At 71.9% G+C, this 19,279-nt stretch carries 13 protein-coding genes and 1 pseudogene; 8 read left to right on the top strand and 6 right to left on the bottom strand.

The window, feature by feature from the left end; translation table 11 throughout:
• Positions 1-86: 86 nt before the first annotated feature.
• Both ACIRJP_RS04190 and ACIRJP_RS04185 read right to left on the bottom strand, forming a co-directional pair.
• Entirely contained in the window at positions 87-650 is a 564-nt protein-coding gene (locus ACIRJP_RS04190; protein ID WP_404167944.1) for a HutD family protein, read from the bottom strand.
• A complete protein-coding gene (locus tag ACIRJP_RS04185) occupies positions 647-1,393 on the bottom strand; it encodes a vWA domain-containing protein (RefSeq protein ID WP_404167942.1) in 747 nt (248 codons plus the stop codon). Before ACIRJP_RS04185 ends, ACIRJP_RS04190 begins: the two co-directional genes overlap by 4 nt.
• Before the next feature lie 339 nt (positions 1,394-1,732).
• Here ACIRJP_RS04185 and ACIRJP_RS04180 point away from each other — a divergent pair, with 339 nt between their 5' ends.
• Positions 1,733-2,659 carry a rhomboid family intramembrane serine protease gene (locus ACIRJP_RS04180; RefSeq protein ID WP_404167940.1) on the top strand — a complete coding sequence of 309 codons (927 nt, stop codon included), beginning with the start codon at positions 1,733-1,735 and terminating at the stop codon, positions 2,657-2,659.
• Positions 2,660-2,793: 134 nt separating this feature from the next.
• Here the strand turns inward: ACIRJP_RS04180 and ACIRJP_RS04175 are convergent, their stop codons facing one another.
• From ACIRJP_RS04175 to ACIRJP_RS04165, 3 genes are all read right to left on the bottom strand, one after another.
• A complete protein-coding gene (locus ACIRJP_RS04175; RefSeq protein WP_404167938.1) occupies positions 2,794-4,254 on the bottom strand; it encodes a glutamate synthase subunit beta in 1,461 nt (486 codons plus the stop codon).
• On the bottom strand, positions 4,247-8,830 hold the full coding sequence (gltB, locus tag ACIRJP_RS04170; protein WP_404167936.1) for a glutamate synthase large subunit: 4,584 nt from the start codon (positions 8,828-8,830) through the stop codon (positions 4,247-4,249). The genes ACIRJP_RS04175 and gltB overlap by 8 nt, the downstream gene beginning before the upstream one ends.
• Before the next feature lie 433 nt (positions 8,831-9,263).
• Positions 9,264-9,998 (bottom strand): VIT1/CCC1 transporter family protein, encoded by a 735-nt coding sequence (locus ACIRJP_RS04165; protein WP_404167934.1) that lies wholly within the window; start codon positions 9,996-9,998, stop codon positions 9,264-9,266.
• 263 nt (positions 9,999-10,261) lie between these two features.
• Between ACIRJP_RS04165 and ACIRJP_RS04160 the strand changes: the two are divergent.
• The 7 genes and pseudogenes from ACIRJP_RS04160 to ACIRJP_RS04130 all read left to right on the top strand — a co-directional run.
• A pseudogene (locus ACIRJP_RS04160) lies at positions 10,262-11,350 on the top strand (ADP-ribosylglycohydrolase family protein); the annotation flags it as partial.
• Between the two features lie 138 nt (positions 11,351-11,488).
• Positions 11,489-12,766 (top strand): ADP-ribosylglycohydrolase family protein, encoded by a 1,278-nt coding sequence (locus ACIRJP_RS04155; RefSeq protein WP_404168205.1) that lies wholly within the window; start codon positions 11,489-11,491, stop codon positions 12,764-12,766.
• Positions 12,708-13,895 (top strand): ADP-ribosylglycohydrolase family protein, encoded by a 1,188-nt coding sequence (locus ACIRJP_RS04150; RefSeq protein ID WP_404167932.1) that lies wholly within the window; start codon positions 12,708-12,710, stop codon positions 13,893-13,895. Before ACIRJP_RS04155 ends, ACIRJP_RS04150 begins: the two co-directional genes overlap by 59 nt.
• The gene (locus ACIRJP_RS04145; RefSeq protein WP_404167930.1) at positions 13,892-15,265 is read left to right on the top strand and encodes an ADP-ribosylglycohydrolase family protein; all 1,374 of its coding nucleotides are present in this window, start codon (positions 13,892-13,894) and stop codon (positions 15,263-15,265) included. The genes ACIRJP_RS04150 and ACIRJP_RS04145 overlap by 4 nt, the downstream gene beginning before the upstream one ends.
• Entirely contained in the window at positions 15,262-16,146 is an 885-nt protein-coding gene (rbsK, locus tag ACIRJP_RS04140) for a ribokinase (protein WP_404167928.1), read from the top strand. The genes ACIRJP_RS04145 and rbsK overlap by 4 nt, the downstream gene beginning before the upstream one ends.
• Positions 16,143-17,342 carry a CaiB/BaiF CoA transferase family protein gene (locus ACIRJP_RS04135; protein ID WP_404167926.1) on the top strand — a complete coding sequence of 400 codons (1,200 nt, stop codon included), beginning with the start codon at positions 16,143-16,145 and terminating at the stop codon, positions 17,340-17,342. Before rbsK ends, ACIRJP_RS04135 begins: the two co-directional genes overlap by 4 nt.
• Positions 17,339-18,145, top strand: a complete 807-nt coding sequence (locus ACIRJP_RS04130; protein WP_404167924.1) for an HpcH/HpaI aldolase/citrate lyase family protein — start codon at positions 17,339-17,341, stop codon at positions 18,143-18,145. The genes ACIRJP_RS04135 and ACIRJP_RS04130 overlap by 4 nt, the downstream gene beginning before the upstream one ends.
• 61 nt (positions 18,146-18,206) lie before the next feature.
• Here ACIRJP_RS04130 and lgt read toward each other — a convergent pair whose 3' ends face one another.
• Positions 18,207-19,253, bottom strand: a complete 1,047-nt coding sequence (gene lgt, locus ACIRJP_RS04125) for a prolipoprotein diacylglyceryl transferase (RefSeq protein WP_404167922.1) — start codon at positions 19,251-19,253, stop codon at positions 18,207-18,209.
• Between the last annotated feature and the right edge of the window lie 26 nt (positions 19,254-19,279).

Raw genomic sequence — 19,279 nt, 5'->3', positions numbered from 1 at the left:
ACCTTCCGTCCTGATTTACCGGCCCGCGCCGACCGGTCCGCCCTTCGGCCCATCCGTACCGCCCGCCTCACCCGTGCCGGCCCGTCTCATCGCTCCGAAAGGGTGACCAGCAGCGCCCACCCGTGGGTCCGCAGCACACCGGCCGTTCCGTCCCGCGTCAACAGCGCGTCATAGCGGTCGAGTTCGAGCTCCGTACCGTCGAGCACCGCGCCGTCCTCCAGCGCGATGGCGAGCACCGACCCGCCCGGGGGCACCGCCAGCCTCACCGTGCCGCGCACCACCGCGACCGCCGCGCTCGTCCGCCCCCTGCGGCACATCACATTGAGGTTGACGACCGGGCCGCCGAGCAGTGCGCCGTCGGTCGCGAGGTCACCGGGGAAGTCGTGCGGCCAGTACGGCTCGTCGACGATGTGGTGTTCACCGTCCACCATGAGGTCCAGGCCGGCGCCCTCGACCACGGTCAGGGTGCGGTCGACGCCGGGGAACGTGGAGAACGGCCCGTCCTCGGTCACCTCGGCGAGGCTGACCCGCCAGTCGAAGGCGTCCATCGGCGCGCCCTCGGGGTGTGCCGCGATCTCCCGGGTGACTCCCCCGCCGTTCTTCCAGGGGGTGGCCGTACGGTCGGCCGCCCGCAGGACCCGGGCGGTCACTTGACGATGCCCTGAGTCCGGGCCGTGGCGAGCCACTGCGGAAATTCGGCGACGAGCCGGTCGTACAGCTCGGCGTCCGGGACCTTGCGCGGGTCGGGTCCGGCGTGGAAGAAGCCCGCGTTGTCTATCGGGCGCTTGGCGGGTACGGCCAGTTCGTCGAGCTTGCGCAGGAAGTCGAATTGATTGCTCCGCTTGTCGCCGAAGCCGATGAACTGCCAGAACAGGGGCAGTTTCGCCGCCTTGCAGAGATAGCGCTCCGCCGCGTGCTTGCTGATCGGGCCGCCGTCGGTCTGGAAGACGACGAGGGCGGGCGCCGTGGAGCCGCTGTCGAGGTAGTGGTCGATGACGGCATCCATGGCCAGGTGGTAGCTGGTCCTGCCCATGTGCCCGAGACCGGCCACGATCGCGTCGACCCGGCCGCGGTGGTTGTCCAGGGCGATGTCGGTGACGGCGTCGACCTCGGTGGAGAACAGGACGAGGGGGACCCGGCCGTCGTCGTCCAGATGGGCCGAGAGCCCCAGCACCCGGTCGGCCAGGGCCTGGACGCTGCCGTCCTTGTAGTACTCCCGCATGGAGCCGGAGTAGTCGAGCACCAGATAGACCGCGGCGCGCTCGCCGCTCATGCGGTGCCTGGTCAGCGACACCGAGGCGCTCTTGTAGAGGCTGACCAGTGCGGGGGCGCTCTCCTCGATCTTGCGGAGGCTGATGGCCGGGCCTGTTTCGGCGGCAAGTGAGCCGGCCATGCGGTTTCTCCGATCCTCGACGTCCGGGGAGGTCGAGTGTAAGACCGACCGGCAATTGGGGAGTGGGAGAAGGAGCGGGGCTGAGTGCGTGCAGCTGCGAGGCGGAGGACTGAGGCAGATGGGGCCTCCCCTGCTCGAACGCAGCTGAGAGCTCGGGGAAGGAGCGTTGTTGATTGACGACAACGCCGCAGATGCGCGCACCCGGCCCCGCGGCGCCGCCCCCGATCGCCGGTCGGTCCGGGCCACCCGGGCATGCCCCGGCCGGGCGGTGTTCGCTATGTTGATCTGCCGCCGTCCCCACCGGCCGCTCGTGTCCGCTCACCCCTGAAGGAGCCTGCCGTGGAGGCCGCGGTCACCACCTGTTATCGCCATCCGTCGTACGAGACGTATGTCAGCTGTACCCGCTGCGAACGGTTCATCTGCCCCGACTGCATGCGTGAGGCCGCGGTCGGCCACCACTGCGTGGACTGCGTGAAGGAGGGGCAGCGTTCGATCCGGCAGGCGCGCACCGTGTTCGGCGGCGCGGTGGCGAGAAGCGCGGTGCCGATCGTCACGTATGTGCTGATCGGACTCAACATCGCGGCGTACCTGGGCGAGCTGGTCAGTCCGGGGATCGTCGACCGGTTCGCGATGCTCGGTGCGGGGCTGGACGGCCCGGACGGCGAGCATTACGTCTACGAGGGCGGCGGGGGCTTCCCCGGCTTCGATGTGGTCGGGGTGGCCGGCGGTGAGTGGTACCGGCTGATGACCGGGGCCTTCCTGCATCTGCCGCCGGGCGGGTCGTCCTTCGGGTCGCTGCCGTTCGGGGTGCTGCACATCCTGTTCAACATGTACGCGCTGTGGAACCTGGGCCGGGTGGTGGAGGAGCAGCTGGGCCGGGCCCGTTACCTCGCGCTGTACCTGCTGTCCGCGCTGGGCGGTTCGGTCCTGGTCTATCTGATCGCGCCGTTCGACGGCACGGTGGGCGCCTCGGGTGCGATCTTCGGGCTCGGGGCGGCGTTCTACGTCATCAACCGCCGGCTGGGCCGCGACATGCGGGCGGTGAACCGGTTCATGGCCGGATTCCTGATCTGGATGGTGATCTCGGCCGGATTCGCCTCGTGGCAGGGCCACTTGGGCGGGCTCCTGACGGGCGGCATCGTCACCGTGGCGTACGCCTATGCTCCGGCGAAGCGCCGTACGGTGGTCCAGGCCGCCGCGGGTGTGGTGCTGTTCGCCGTGCTGGTGCTGCTGGTGGTGCTGAAGACCTCCGCGCTGACGGGCTGAGCCGGGGGCCGGTGCGACCGGCCCCCGGACGCGCCGCGGCGCCTGCCGAATCGTCCGGTCGGGGACGGGCAGGCGCCGCGTTCAGTTCCGCACGCCGTTGTGCGGGACGTCGGTGTGTGCCGTGATGCCGTGAATCAGACCGTCAGTGCACGGTCCGTCGGGCGGATCGGGGCCGGCAGGGCGCTGGCTCCGGTCAGGAAGCGGTCCACCCCGCGGGCCGCGGAGCGGCCCTCGGCGATGGCCCACACGATGAGGGACTGGCCGCGGCCGGCGTCACCGGCGACGAAGACTCCGTCGATGTTGGTGGCGTACTCCCCGTCGCGCGCGACATTGCCGCGCTCGTCGAGCTCCAGGCCGAACTGCTGGACCAGACCGTTGGCCTGGTCGGTGCCGGTGAAGCCCATGGCGAGGGTGACCAGCTGCGCGGGGATGGACCGCTCGGTGCCGGGCTTCTGCTCGAGCTTGCCGTCCTTGAACTCCACCTCGATCAGGTGCAGCGACTGGACGTTGCCGTCCTCATCGCCCTCGAAGTGGGTGGTGGAGACTGAGTAGACCCGCTCGCCACCCTCCTGGTGCGCCGAGGTGACCTTGTAGAGCATCGGGAAGGTCGGCCACGGCTGGTTGGCGTTCCGGTCCTCGCCCGGCCGGGGCATGATCTCCAGCTGGGTGACGGAGAGCGCGCCCTGGCGGTGGGCGGTACCGACGCAGTCGGCGCCGGTGTCGCCGCCGCCGATCACGACGACGTGCTTGCCCTCGGCGGTGATCGGGGAGACCGTCAGGTCGCCCTCCTGCACCTTGTTGGCCAGCGGCAGGTACTCCATGGCGAAGTGCACGCCGTTCAGCTCACGGCCCGGGACGGGCAGGTCGCGCGAGACGGTGGCACCTGCGGCGATGACGACCGCGTCGTACCGGCGGCGGAGCTTGGCGGCGTCGATGTCCCGCCCGATCTCGGTCTCGGTACGGAACTTGGTGCCTTCCGCACGCATCTGCTCGATGCGGCGGTTGATGTGCGACTTCTCCATCTTGAACTCGGGGATGCCGTACCGGAGAAGGCCTCCGATGCGGTCCGCGCGTTCGTAGACGGCGACGGTGTGGCCGGCCCGGGTCAGCTGCTGGGCGGCGGCGAGACCCGCCGGGCCCGAGCCGATGACCGCGACGGTCTTGCCGGAGAGCCGCTCGGGCGGCTGCGGGGTGACGTCACCGTTGCCCCACGCCTTGTCGATGATGGAGACCTCGACGTTCTTGATGGTGACGGCCGGCTGGTTGATGCCGAGCACGCACGCCGACTCGCACGGGGCCGGGCAGAGCCGCCCGGTGAACTCCGGGAAGTTGTTCGTGGCGTGCAGGCGCTCGGACGCGGCCGACCAGTCCTCGCGGTAGGCGTAGTCGTTCCACTCGGGAATGAGGTTTCCGAGCGGGCAGCCGTTGTGGCAGAACGGGATGCCGCAGTCCATGCAGCGGCCGGCCTGCTTGCTGATGATCGGGAGCAGCGAGCCCGGAACATAGACCTCGTTCCAGTCCTTGACGCGCTCGCCCACGGGGCGGGTCTCGGCGACCTCGCGCCCGGTGGTCAGGAAGCCCTTGGGGTCAGCCATTGGTCGCCGCCTCCATCATCTTCTCGGTGGTCTCCTGCTCGGAGAGACCGGCGAGCTCAGCGGCGTCCTTGGCGGCGAGCACTGCCTTGTAGGTGGACGGGATGATCTTGCTGAAGCGGGTCACGGCGGTGTCCCACTCGGCAAGCAGCTTCTCGGCGACCGTGGATCCGGTCTCCTCCTGGTGGCGGCGCACCACGTCGTGCAGCCACTGCTTGTCGGCGTCGGAGGGGACCTCGATGGCACCGAGGTTGCCGACGTTGACGTTGTCGCGGTTCAGGTCGATGACGTAGGCGACACCGCCCGACATGCCCGCGGCGAAGTTGCGTCCGGTCTCGCCGAGGACGACGGCGTGGCCGCCGGTCATGTACTCGCAGCCGTGGTCGCCCACGCCCTCCGAGACGACGGTGGCGCCGGAGTTGCGGACGCAGAACCGCTCGCCGGTGCGGCCGCGCAGGAACAGTTCGCCGCCGGTGGCGCCGTAGGCGATGGTGTTGCCCGCGATGGTGGAGTACTCGGCGAGGTGGTCGGCGCCGCGGTCGGGGCGGACGACGATCCGGCCGCCGGAGAGGCCCTTGCCGACGTAGTCGTTGGCGTCGCCCTCCAGGCGCAGGGTGACCCCGCTCGGTACGAACGCGCCGAAGGACTGGCCCGCGGAGCCGGTGAAGGTGATGTCGATGGTGTCCTGCGGCAGACCGGCGCCGCCGAACTTCTTCGTCACCTCGTGGCCGAGCATGGTGCCGACGGTCCGGTTGATGTTGCGGATCGCGATCTGGGCCCGGACCGGCTGGGCACTCTCGGCGCTGTCCGCGTTCAGGGCGTCGGCGGCGAGCCTGATCAGCTCGTTGTCGAGCGCCTTGGCGAGGCCGTGGTCCTGCTCGATCCGCGCGTGGCGGACCGCGTCCTCGGGCAGCTCGGGGACGTGGAACAGCGGCTTCAGGTCGAGGCCCTGCGCCTTCCAGTGCGTGATCGCACGGTCGGTGTCGAGCAGCTCGGCGTGGCCGACGGCCTCCTCGATCGTGCGGAAGCCGAGCTCGGCGAGGATCTCGCGGACCTCCTGGGCGATGAACTCGAAGAAGTTGACGACGTACTCGGCCTTGCCGGAGAACCGCTCGCGCAGGACGGGGTTCTGGGTGGCGATGCCGACCGGGCAGGTGTCCAGGTGGCAGACGCGCATCATGACGCAGCCGGAGACGACGAGCGGCGCGGTCGCGAAACCGAACTCCTCGGCGCCCAGCAGCGCGGCGATGACCACGTCGCGGCCGGTCTTCAGCTGGCCGTCGGTCTGCACGACGATGCGGTCGCGCAGGCCGTTGAGCAGCAGCGTCTGCTGGGTCTCGGCGAGGCCGAGCTCCCAGGGGCCGCCCGCGTGCTTCAGGGACGTGAGCGGGGAGGCGCCCGTTCCGCCGTCGTGGCCGGAGATCAGGACGACGTCCGCGTGCGCCTTGGAGACACCGGCGGCGACCGTGCCGACGCCGACCTCGGAGACCAGCTTCACGTGGATGCGAGCCGCCGGGTTGGCGTTCTTGAGGTCGTGGATCAGCTGGGCCAGATCCTCGATGGAGTAGATGTCGTGGTGCGGCGGCGGCGAGATGAGGCCGACTCCCGGGGTGGAGTGCCGGGTCCTGGCGACCCACGGGTAGACCTTGTGGCCGGGCAGCTGACCGCCCTCGCCGGGCTTGGCGCCCTGCGCCATCTTGATCTGGATGTCGTCCGCGTTGACCAGGTACTCGCTGGTCACACCGAAGCGGCCGGAGGCGACCTGCTTGATGGACGAGCGGCGCGCCGGGTCGTGGAGCCGGTCGGCGTCCTCGCCGCCCTCACCGGTGTTGGACTTGCCGCCCAGCTGGTTCATGGCGATGGCGAGGGTCTCGTGGGCCTCGCGGGAGATCGAGCCGTACGACATGGCGCCGGTGGAGAAGCGCTTGACGATGTCGGCGACGGGCTCGACCTCGTCGACGGAGATCGCCTCACGGTCGCTCCTGAAGCCGAACAGGCCGCGGAGCGTCATCAGCCGCTCGGACTGCTCGTTCACCCGGTCGGTGTACTTCTTGAAGATGTCGTAGCGCTTGTTGCGGGTGGCGTGCTGGAGGCGGAAGACCGTCTCCGGGTCGAACAGGTGCGGCTCGCCCTCGCGGCGCCACTGGTACTCGCCGCCGATCTCCAGCGCGCGGTGCGAAGCGGAGATGCCGGAGGCGGGGTAGCCCTTGGCGTGCCGGGCGGCGACCTCCTTGGCGATGACTTCGAGGCCGGCGCCGCCGATCTTGGTGGCGGTGCCGTTGAAGTACTTCGCGACGAAGTCCTCGTCCAGGCCGACGGCCTCGAAGACCTGGGCGCCCCGGTAGGAGGCGACCGTCGAGATGCCCATCTTGGACATGACCTTCAGGACGCCCTTGCCGAGCGCGTGGATCAGGTTCCGGATGGCCTGCTCGGGCTCGATGCCCTCGATGAACGTACCGGCGCGGACCAGGTCCTCGACGGACTCCATCGCCAGGTACGGGTTGACCGCGGCGGCGCCGTAGCCGATGAGCAGGGCGACGTGGTGGACCTCGCGGACGTCCCCGGCCTCGACCAGCAGCCCCACCTGGGTGCGCTGCTTGGTGCGGATGAGGTGGTGGTGGACGGCCGAGGTGAGCAGCAGCGACGGGATCGGGGCGTGTTCGGCGTCGGAGTGCCGGTCGGAGAGGACGACCAGGCGGGCGCCGTCCTCGATGGCCGCGTCGACCTCGGTGCAGATCTCCTCGATCCGCGCGGCCAGCGACTCGCCGGCGCCGCCGACCCGGTAGAGCCCGGAGAGCGTGGCGGCCTTCATGCCCGGCATGTCGCCGTCGGCGTTGATGTGTATCAGCTTGGCCAGCTCGTCGTTGTCGATCACCGGGAAGGGCAGCGTGACGCTGCGGCACGACGCGGCGGTCGGCTCCAGCAGGTTGCCCGAGGGGCCCAGCGTGGAGCGCAGCGAGGTGACGAGCTCCTCGCGGATGGCGTCCAGCGGCGGGTTGGTGACCTGCGCGAACAGCTGGGTGAAGTAGTCGAAGAGCAGCCGGGGGCGCTCGGACAGCGCGGCGATCGGCGAGTCCGTGCCCATGGAGCCGAGCGGCTCGCCGCCGGTGCGGGCCATCGGCGCGAGGATGACGCGGAGCTCTTCCTCGGTGTAGCCGAAGGTCTGCTGGCGGCGGGTGACTGAGGCGTGCGTGTGCACGATGTGCTCCCGCTCGGGGAGGTCCTCCAGCTCGATCTCGCCGGTCTCCAGCCAGTCGCCGTAGGGCTGCTCGGCGGCGAGGGCGGCCTTGATCTCGTCGTCCTCGATGATCCGGCCCTCGGCCGTGTCGACGAGGAACATCTTCCCGGGCTGGAGGCGGCCCTTGCGGACGACCTTCGCGGGGTCGATGTCCAGGACACCGACCTCGGAGGAGAGCACGACGAGGCCGTCGTCGGTGACCCAGTAGCGGCCGGGGCGCAGACCGTTGCGGTCCAGGACCGCGCCGACCTGGGTGCCGTCGGTGAAGGTGACGCAGGCCGGGCCGTCCCAGGGCTCCATCATCGTGGAGTGGTACTGGTAGAAGGCGCGCCGGGCCGGGTCCATCGAGTCATGGTTCTCCCACGCCTCGGGAACCATCATCAGCACCGAGTGCGGCAGCGAGCGGCCGCCGAGGTGGAGCAGCTCCAGGACCTCGTCGAAGGAGGCGGAGTCGGAGGCGTCGGGGGTGCAGACGGGGAAGATCCGGTCGAGCTGTGCCTCACCGCGGTGTCCGTCGTCGGCAGAGCCGAACAGGCTGGAGGCGAGCTGGGACTCGCGGGCCTTCATCCAGTTGCGGTTGCCCTTGACCGTGTTGATCTCGCCGTTGTGCGCGACGAAGCGGTACGGGTGGGCGAGCGGCCAGCTCGGGAAGGTGTTGGTGGAGAACCGCGAGTGGACCAGGGCGACCGCGGTGGCGAAGCGGCGGTCGGAGAGGTCCGGGAAGAACGGCTCCAGCTGCCCGGTGGTGAGCATGCCCTTGTAGACGATCGTGCGGGCGGAGAGCGAGGGGAAGTAGACCCCGGCCTCCCGCTCGGCGCGCTTGCGCAGCACGAAGGCCTTGCGGTCGAGGGCGATGCCGGTGCTCTCACCGTCCGCGACGAAGAGCTGACGGAACTCGGGCATGGTGGCGCGGGCGCCGTTGCCGAGGATGTCGGGGGTGACGGGCACCTGGCGCCAGCCGAGGACCTTGAGGCCCTCCTCGGCTGCGATCTTCTCCAGCTTGCGGACGGCCTCGGTGGAGTCGTCGGCGGGCAGGAAGGCGATTCCGACGGCGTAGGCACCGGCCTCGGGGAGATCGAAGGCGGTCTCCTCGCGCAGGAAGGCGTCCGGCACCTGGAGGAGGATCCCGGCGCCGTCGCCGGAGTCGGGTTCGGATCCGGTGGCGCCGCGGTGTTCGAGGTTGCGCAGCACGGTCAGCGCCTGCTCGACCAGCTCGTGGCCGGCCACACCGGTCAGAGTGGCCACGAACCCGACACCGCAGGCGTCGTGCTCGTTACGGGGGTCGTACATCCCCTGCTGGGCGGGGCGACCGTCCATGGGCGCCCAGGCGTCGATGCGCATTGGCTCTCCCGTCGTCGTCGTGGCATATGCGGTGCCGAGGGACGACGTTGGCCCTCTGCGAAATTTCGTACAGGTTTACATGATGGGGCGCTTCTCAAGAAGCGGATACTTCGTTCCAACATACGGACACCGCCCGAGGCGGTGGGGTGGGTCGCAGTGGAAGATCGGCGCCCAGGGGGACCGCAGAGAGCAGGCGTCGTTGCCTGCGGTGTCTACGGGTCATGCCCGGCGGCAATGGAAATGAAACCGCCGAGTAACGGCTACTTATGTGTAGCCCTGCATAGAGACTCACTTTAAGCCCGTGGTAGCGGTTCCGCCCAGAGGCGGTCACCAAGACGTACATCACACGGGTGGCGGACACGTCACGGGCACCCACCCCCGCCTGCGGAGATGGATGCCCGGACCATCGAACCCGTGGACCCCTGGGACGGGGTCAGCCTCCGACGGCCACCCCGAACAGCGTGCCCAGACCGTAGGTGATGGCCGCCGCGGCCCCGCCCAGCGCCAGCTGGCGCAGCCCGCTGTACAGCCAGCTGCGGGCCGTCACCCTGGCCACCACCGCGCCGCAGGCGAACAGCCCGACCAGCGCGAGCAGCACGGCCGGCCACAGCGCGCTCGCGCCGAGCAGGTACGGCAGCACGGGCAGCAGGGCACCGAGCGCGAAGGCGCCGAACGACGACCCCGCGGCGACGAGCGGCGAGGGCAGATCACCCGGGTCGATCCCCAGCTCCTCGCGGGCGTGTATCTCCAGGGCCTGCTCCGGGTCTCGCGACAGCTGCCGCGCGACCTCGCGGGCGAGCGCGGGTTCGACGCCACGGGACTGGTAGAGCTCGGCGAGCTCCCGCTCCTCGTCCTTGGGGTGCTTGCGCAACTCCCGCCGCTCGACGTCGAGTTCGGCCTCGACGAGCTCGCGCTGCGAGGCCACGGAGGTGTACTCGCCGGCCGCCATGGAGAACGCGCCGGCGGCCAGGCCCGCCAGGCCGGTGATCACGATCGTCTGCTGGGAGACGGCACCACCCGCGACGCCGGTCATCAGGGCGAGGTTGGAGACAAGCCCGTCCATGGCACCGAACACCGCCGGACGCAGCCAGCCGCCGTTCACATCACGGTGGGTGTGATTGTCCCGGTGCGCCTCGTGCAGTACGGCGTCGGTCTCGATGATGGACACAGTTCTCCCCTTCTCCGGCAGCGGGTTTTCCTCGCTCCGCCCCCGCTCAACACCATCGAAAGTACGCACGAAAAACGGCTCCCGCCAGCAAGGCAGGCCGTACTTACCACGCTCCGTGAGCAGGTAAGTACGGCCTGCCTTAGTGGTTCGGACTCTTCATCCGACTGGCCCTTTTGTTGCGATTGTCGGCCTCTGTCCAGGCTCCGCGTGGCAGATATCGAGCAGGACGAGAACTGGCTCGGTGCGAGCGAAGGGTCGACGCGATGGAGTTGATCGCAGGAAATCCGGCGGAGCCGCGGACCGGCGGTGCGCAAGCGGCTGTGCCGGACGGCGCGGGGCCGGGCGCGGTGACCCGGGGCGGCTTGGCCGACCGGGCCCGCGGCTCGCTGCTCGGTCTCGCGGTCGGGGACGCGCTGGGCGCACCGGCGGAGAACCTGCGGCCCTCGGAGATCCGTCGCCGCTGGGGCCGGATCGAGGGCTTCGTGAGCGACGACCCCGCGGGCACCGACGACACCGAGTACGCGATCTTCTCCGGGCTGCTGCTCGCCCGGCACGGCTCCGCGCTGACCGTCACTCATGTGGAGCGGGCCTGGCACCTGTGGATCGCCGATCTCGACGAGGGGCCGTTCCGCGGTGCCGGGTTCAGCGAGCGCGGGACGCTGGAGAATCTGCGCCGGGGGCTCGCCGCCCCGATCTCCGCCCAGCACCGGCACGCCTGGAGCGACGGGCTGGCGATGAGAGCGGCACCGTTCGGTGTCTTCGCCGCCGGCCGGCCGGCCGAGGCGGCCCGGCTGGTCGCGGTGGACGGGCGGGTCAGCCATGACGGGGAGGGCATCTACGGCGGCCAGGCGGTGGCGGCCGGGGTGGCCGCCGCGATGACGGGTACCGGGGTCACCTCGGTGATCGCCGCCGCGCTGTCGGTCGTCCCCATGGACTCCTGGACGGCGCGTTCCCTGCGGCGCGCGGTGGCGGCCGCGCAGCGCGGCTACCCCGACCGGCTCACCATGGAACGCGCGGTGCGCTCCGCGGTGGTGGTCGGCGGCTACCCGTGGACGGACCTGGCGCCGGAGGCGGTGGGCCTGGCCTTCGGGGCGTTCGCGGCGGCGCGCGGCGACTTCCGTACGGCGGTGCTGACGGCGGTCAACATGGGCCGCGACGCGGACACCACGGCCGCACTGGCGGGGGCCCTGGCCGGCGCCCTGAGCGGGGCGTCCGCGATTCCGCGGCGCTGGGGGGACGCGATCGGCCCGGTCCGGGGCAGCTGCCTGCCGACCATGCGGGGTCACCACGTCCTGGAGATCGCGGAGTTGCTCACTCCTGACGAAGCGGACGAGGTTCGCGGGGGGAGCGGGACGGGCGGGGCGAGCTACGGCGGCACCGACGACGAGGGCACGGCCCGCGCCCATGCCCGTGCGCGTACGGACACCGGCGAACCCGGGGAGAATCCGCGTACGACGGCCGGCGCACCGCCCCCGCACAACATCTCCCGCATCTCCACCGCTCCCGCCACTCCCGCCACTCCTTCCTCCGCCTCCCGAGCGACCCGCACCCGCACCCGCACCCGTCCCGCGATCGCGCACCGGGCCCGGATCGAGGGGCTGTTGCTCGGTCTGGCCTCCGGGGACGCCGCCGGATGGCCCGCCGCCCGGCACCGGGCCGCCAGGATGCCCGAGTGGACCCGGCGGCTCACCCGGGAGCTCGACACCTTCGCCGAGCAGAACGCCACCACCACGCTGCCCGTACCCATCGCGCTCAACCAGCCGCCCGAACCGCTGCGGCTGGGGCCCTCCGACGACGCCGAATGGGCGGCCTTCGCCGCCGGGACCCTGCTCACATCGGCGGCCGGCCCACTGCACGGGCTCGCCCCCGAACGCCGGATGCGGGCCGCCATCGATGTCGCGTGGAACGCCCTGGCCGCCGAGGTCGCCGCAGCCGCCGCCCGTGCCCCCGAGGTCGAATCCGCGGTGCTCCCGCTGCGCGCCCGGATCTCGGTACGGGCCGGGCTCGGCAATCTCGCCGCCGGGCTGCGCCCGCCCGCCACCGGCCACGACAACCCGCACTACTTCGACGACGCGGCCTGCGTACGGGCCGCCGTGCTCGCCGTCGCCCACCCCGCGGACCCCGGGGCCGCCGCCGGCCTCGCCGAGTTCGACGCCCGCTACACCCAGGACGGCGACGGGGTGCACGGTGCCCGCGCGATGGCCGCGGCGATCGCCGAGGCGCTGGGCGGGGCGGACGTGGACACCGCGGTGAACGCCGCGCTCGCCCAGCTCCCCGAAGGCACCGAGATCGCCCGCAACGCCGCCCACGCCGTCCGGATCGCCCGAGACTTCGTCGGGGAGGCGGCAGGCGCCTTCGCCCTCGTACCCGTACTGGAGCATCAGATCGTCGACCACGTCTACAGCTACGGGATCGCCGCCGCCGAGACGGTCCCGGTCGCCCTCGCCCTGGCCACCGCCGCCCGGGGCCAGATCGCCCAGGCCGTTCCCGCCGCCGCCTGCCTGTCCCGGGTGGCCGACTCGGCGCCCGCCCTGGCCGGCGCGCTGACCGGTGCGCTCGGCGGGATCGGCGCCGTCCCGGACGGCTGGCGGGAGGCCTGCCGCACCCTCGCAGGCTGCGCGCTGCCCCGTCTCGCGGGGACCGATCTCATCGAACTCGCCGGGCTGCTGGCAGACACGGAACCGAAGCCCCCGGGTGGACAATTCGGACATGACATCCACGATGCCCTCGCTGTCCGAGGCCGGACCCACGACACTCACACTCGATGAACGGATCGCCGGCGCTCTCGTCGGCGCCGCCGTCGGCGACGCGCTCGGCGGTCCGGTGGAGGGCCGGTCCCCCGAGCAGATCGCGGCCCGCCACGGCGGGCGGATCGACGGCGTCGTGGGCCCGTGGGACGGCGAGAACTGGCGCACCGCGCGCCCCATCGCCCCGTACCACAAGGGCGACGGGCACGTCACCGACGACACCTTGATGACCCATGCGCTGGTACGGGTCTACGGCACCGTGCGCGACCATCTCGATGCCTACGCGGTCGCCGGTCACCTCGTGCCCGAGCTGATCTCAAGCCCTCGCTGGATCCCGGAGCTGGAGGCCGAGGCGCTGCCGCTCCAGCGGATCTTCCTCGCCGAGAAGTGGATCGTCGCCCGGCTGCACTACGCCCATGTCGATCCGCGCGAGGCGGGCAACGGCAACATCGTCAACTGCGGTGCGGCGATGTACATGGCCCCGGTCGGCCTGGTCAACGCCGCCCACCCCGAGGCCGCGTACGCCGAGGCGCTGGATGTCGCCGGCGCCCACCAGTCGAGCTACGGAAGGGAGGCGGCCGGGGTCTTCGCCGCGGCCGTCGCCGCCGCCTGCACCCCGGGCGCGACCCCCACGAGCGTCGTCGACACCTGCCTTGCGCTCGCCAAGGACGGCACCCGCTCGGCGATCGAGGCGGTGTGCGAAGCGGCCTCCGGACACAGCGACTTCGAATCGGCGCTGACCCCGCTGCGCACCGCCGTCGCCCCCTTCGACACCGTCGGCCCGGACTACCGCGCTCCGTCCCTCGGCGCCCGCCGCCCGTCCCGGCTGCACGCCATCGAGGAGCTGCCGATCGCGCTCGGAATGTTGCTCGTCGCGGACGGCGACTACCGGCACACGGTCCTCGGCTCGGTCAACTACGGCCGGGACTGCGACTCGATCGCCACGATGGGCGGCGCCGTCGCCGGGGCGCTCCATGGCGAGCGGGCGATCCCCGCCGACTGGGTGAATACGGTCGCCGGGGCCAGCCGCCTCGATCTGCACGCCCCCGCCCGGACCCTGGCGGACGTCGCCCGCGAGGTGTTCGTACGGGACACCGCCCGGCGTCGCGCGCACGAGTCGGCGTTCGCCGCGCTGGTGGGTACGCCATGACCGTACGGGTGACATGGGTGCAGCCCGAGGACCTCGTCGGGCACGAACTGCGCCAGGCGGCCGAGGACGGACGGGACGCGCGGGACATCGCACGCCGGTGGTACGAGGCGGGCGGCGCCCCGGCCCCGGAGCGCGCGGGCGCCTCCAACCAGCCTGCGCCGGAGCTGCGCGTGCTCGCCGAGCGGCTGCTCGATGAACTCGCCCTGCTGGAACCGCCGTCGGGGATCGACGAGCCGACGGACCTGGCCGCGATCCGGGCCGCGTGCCCCGACTGGCCGACGCCCCGCACCGACGCTCCGCCGGTGGGCCTGGACCGGCTGCACGCCGCCTGGCTGGGCCGGGCGGCCGGCTGCCTGCTCGGCAAGCCGGTCGAGAAGCTGCCGCTGAACGGCATCCGCGCCCTGGCCCGCGCCACCGGCAACTGGCCGCTCACCACCTGGTTCACCGCGCGGAACCTGCCCGCCCCGCTGGCCGCCACCTACCCCTGGAACCGTCGCTCCGCACCCAACTCGCTGGCCGAGAACATCGACGGCATGCCCGAGGACGACGATCTCAACTATCCCTTGCTCACGGTGCTGTTGCTCCAGCGATACGGGCCGTCCTTCACCACCGGGGACCTCGCGAGGCTCTGGCTCGACGAGCTCCCGGCCGGCCGGACCTTCACCGCCGAGCGGGTCGCGTACCGCAATCTGCTGGACGGCATCGAGCCCCCGCACACCGCCGGGTACCACAACCCGTTCCGGGAGTGGATCGGCGCGCAGATCCGGGCCGATGTGCACGGCTGGACCCATCCGGGCGACCCGGCGGCCGCGGCGGAACAGGCCCATCGGGACGCCGTGCTCAGCCACACCGCCAACGGGGTGTACGGGGCGATGTTCACCGCCGCGGCGCTCGCCGAGGCGGCCGGGGGCAGCAGCGATGTGCACGGGTGCCTGGCCGCCGGGCTGCGCGTCGTACCGCCGCGTTCGCGACTCGCGCAGGCGGTGCGCTTCGGTGTCGCGGCGGCCCGCGGCAGCGCCTGCTTCGACGCGGTGGCCGACCGGCTGCACGCCGAGTACGGCAGGTACCACTGGGTCCATGTGCTGCCCAACGCCGCGCTGCTCGCCGCCGCCCTCACCCATGGCGACGGCGACTTCTCGCTCTCCATCTGCCGGGCCGTTTCGGGCGGCTGGGACACCGACTCCAACGGTGCGACCGCCGGTTCGCTCGCCGGGCTGCTGGCCGGGGCACCTTCGATGCTGCCCGACCGCTGGACCACCCCGCTGAAGAACCGGCTCGCCTCGTCCGTCCCCGGTTTCGACGCCATCGGCTTCGACGAACTCGCCGAACAGACCCACCGGCTCACCCACAAGGAGGCACTGTGCCCATGACCGGCATCGCGGTGCTAGGCAGCACCAATATGGACCTCGTCGCATACGTCGAACGGGCCCCGGAGCGCGGCGAGACCGTCACCGGACGGGAATTCCGCACCGTCCCGGGCGGCAAGGGCGCCAACCAGGCCGTCGCCGCCGCCCGCGCGGGCGGCGAGGTGATGATGATCGGCGCGGTGGGCGACGACGAGTACGGCGCTGTGCTCCGGGCCGGCCTGGAGCACGCGGGCATCGACACCGATCTGCTGCACACCGCCGAGGGCCCCAGCGGCACCGCGCACATCGTCGTGGACGACACGGGCGCCAACTCCATCGTGGTGATCCCCGGCGCCAACGGCACCGTCACCGCCATCGGTCCCGGCGAGATGGCCGCCATCGCCGAAGCCGATCTGCTGCTGCTCCAGCTGGAGCTGCCGCTGTCCGCGGTGATCGAGGGCGCCCGGGTGGCCCATGCCCAGGGCGTCCGGACCATCCTCACCCCCTCCCCCGTCCAGCCGCTTCCATCCGAACTCCTCGACTGCGTCGACCTGTTGATCCCCAATGAGCACGAGGCGGCCGAGCTCTCCGGCTTCACCGACCCCCATGCGGCGGCGCGGTACCTGCTCAGCCAGGTGCCCGCGGTCGTCATCACGCTGGGCTCGAAGGGCTGCCTGTACGCGGCCCGGGGCGGCGAACCCGTCGTCCTCCCCGCGCCCGAGGTCACCGCCGTCGACACCACGGGGGCGGGCGACACCTTCGTCGGCACGCTCGCCGTCGCGCTCGGCGAGCGGCGGCCCGTACCCCAGGCACTGGCCTGGGCATCGGCGGCCGCCGCGCTCTGCGTACAGCGGCCGGGCGCCTCGACCTCCATGCCGTACCGCACCGAGATCGACGCCGCGTGAACGCGCCGGCGCAGGCCCCCCTGACCGGGCTGCGGGTCGTCGACCTCGCCACGCTCTTCGCCGGTCCGCTCTCCGCCACCATGCTCGGCGACTTCGGCGCCGAGGTGATCAAGGTCGAGCATCCGCGCAGGCCCGACCCCTCGCGCGGGCACGGCCCCACGAAGGACGGCGTCGGCCTGTGGTGGAAGCTGCTCGGCCGCAACAAGCGCAATCTGACCCTCGACCTGTCCACCCCCGACGGCCGGGACATCCTGCTCAGGCTGGCCGCCGAGACCGATGTGATCATCGAGAACTTCCGGCCGGGGACACTGGAGCGCTGGGGCCTGGGCTGGGCGGAGCTGCACGCGGTCAACCCGCGTCTGGTCCTGGTCAGGGTCACCGGGTTCGGACAGTTCGGCCCGTACGCGCACCGGCCCGGCTTCGGCACCCTGGCCGAGGCGATGAGCGGATTCGCCGCGATCACCGGGGAGCCGGACGGGCCGCCCACGCTGCCGCCGTTCGGGCTCGCCGACTCGATCGCGGCGCTGGCCACCGCGTACGCCGTGATGGCCGCGCTCGCCGGGCGGGAGCGCACGGGCCTGGGGCAGATCGTCGACATGGCGATCATCGAGCCGATCCTGACCGTGCTCGGCCCGCAGCCCATCTGGTACGACCAGCTCGGCTACGTACAGCCGCGCACCGGCAACCGCTCCCGCAACAACGCCCCGCGCAACACCTACCGCACCTCGGACGGGCACTGGGTCGCGGTCTCCACCTCCGCGCAGTCGATCGCCGAACGGGTGATGCGCCTGGTCGGCCGGGCCGAACTGATCGACGAGCCCTGGTTCGCCACCGGCATCACCCGCGCCGAGCACGCCGACGAGCTCGACGAGGCCGTCGGCAACTGGATCGCCCGGCACACCAGGGAGGAAGCGGTCTCGGCCTTCGAGAAGGCGGAGGCGGCCATCGCGCCGATCCACGACGTCCAGGACGTGCTGGAGGACCCGCAGTACCGGGCGCTGGACTCCGTCACCGAGGTCGACGACCCGGAGCTGGGCCCGCTGCGCATGCAGAACGTGCTGTTCCGGCTCTCCGCGACACCGGGCGCGATCCGCTGGGCGGGCCGGCCGCACGGCGCGGACACCGAGGAGATCCTCACCGCACTGGGCCTGTCGGGCCCGGAGATCGCGGCCCTGCGGGCGGAGCGCGTCCTGTGACGACGGCGGTCCCGCTCACCTGGCTGTACGTCCCCGGAGACCGGCCGGAGGTGGTGCGCAAGGCGCGGGATTCGGGCGCGGACGTGGTGATCGTGGATCTGGAGGACGCGGTCGCGCCGGACCGCAAGGAGTACGCGCTGTCGGCCACCGCCGAGCTGCTCTCCGAAGCGGCCGGGGACACGGCCGTGCCGGTCCACGTCCGGGTCCACACCGAGGGGGACGTGCTCGCCCTGGCCGGGCTGCCGGGGCTCGCCGAGCTGCGGCTGCCCAAGATCACGCATGCGGCGTCCGTCCATCACATCGCGGCCGTGGCACCGGGGGTCGCGCTCTGTCCGCTGCTGGAGTCGGCGCTCGGCATCGAGCACGCGTACTCGGTGGCCGCCTCCCACCCCCAGGTGCGTTCCATCGCCCTCGGCGAGGCGGACCTGCGCGCCGATCTGGGGGTACGGGACGACGCCGGGCTCGACTGGTCGCGCAGCCGGGTGGTGGTCGCCGCCCGCGCGGCCGGGCTCTCCCCGCCCGCCCAGTCGGTGTTCCCGGACGTCCGGGACCTGGACGGTCTGTGGGCGTCCTGCGCGCACGGCCGGGCGCTGGGCTTCCTGGGACGGGCGGCGATCCATCCCCGCCAGCTCCCGGTGATCGAGCGGGCGTTCCGCCCGACGCCGCAGGAGATCGAGGCGGCGGCGGAGATCGTGGCCGCGGCCGTGGCGGACGAGGGTGCGCTGGCGCTGCCGGACGGCCGGTTCGTCGACGCGGCGGTGGTGGCCTCTGCCCGCCGGACGCTGGCGCTGGCCGACGAGTGAGACCACATGCGTGGGGCCCCGGACCGGCGGTCCGGGGCCCCACGAACGGGGTTCACACGGCTCAGCCGTTCTTGGCCGCTTCCGCGGTGTCGCTCTTCTCCAGAGTCGTGACGGCGGCCTCGGCGCTCTCGGAGTCCGCGTCGCTCTTGGGACCCGCGTCGGTCTTGGCTGCCACGTCCTCCTTGGCTGCTGTGTCGTCCTTGGAATCCTCGGCGCTCTCGGAATCCGCGTCGGCCTCGGCGCTCTCGACGCCCTCGGCGTCACCGGTCTTCGCCGCCTCGGCCGCTTCCTCCGCGGCGCCCGGCTCCACGGTCTCCTCGCGCCCCGGCCGCAGCTTCGCCGAGATCACCATGTACGCCACGGCCAGCACGAACACGATCAGTGCGGTCCACACGTTCAGGCGCAGGCCCAGGATGTGGTGCGCCTCGTCGACCCGCATGTACTCGATCCAGGCCCGCCCCGCGCAGTACGCGGCGACGTACAGGGCGAACACCCGGCCGTGTCCGAGCTTGAAGCGGCGGTCCGCCCAGATCACCAGCAGGGCGACGCCGATGCACCACAGCGACTCGTAGAGGAACGTCGGGTGGTAGGTTCCGGCGACCCGGTTGGGGCCCTCGCTGATCTTCAGCGCCCACGGCAGGTCGGTCTCCTTGCCGTACAGCTCCTGGTTGAACCAGTTGCCCCAGCGGCCGCAGGCCTGGGCCAGGGCGATGCCGGGGGCCAGCGCGTCGGCCCAGGCGGGCAGCGGGATCCCGCGGCGGCGGCAGCCGATCCAGGCGCCCACGGCCCCGAGGGCGATAGCGCCCCAGATGCCGAGGCCGCCCTGCCAGATCTTGAAGGCGTCTACCCAGTTCTCACCCTCGCTGAAGTACAGCTGGTAGTCGGTGATGACGTGGTAGAGCCGTCCGCCGACCAGGCCGAAGGGCACGGCCCAGACGGCGATGTCGGCAACGGTGCCGGATCTGCCTCCCCGGGCGACCCAGCGCTTGTTGCCGAACCAGACGGCGACGAAGACACCGATGATGATGCAGAACGCGTAGCCGCGGAGCGGGATCGGGCCGAGATTGATCACGCCGGTCGACGGGCTGGGAATATAGGCAAGGTCCATGGCAAGGTCGACGCTACCTTGCCGGG

Source organism: Streptomyces sp. NPDC102437 (assembly GCF_044765565.1).
Lineage (GTDB): Bacteria > Actinomycetota > Actinomycetes > Streptomycetales > Streptomycetaceae > Streptomyces.
The sequence above is the reverse complement of the archived record's forward strand: the minus strand, read 5'-3'. Positions and strand labels throughout refer to the sequence as shown.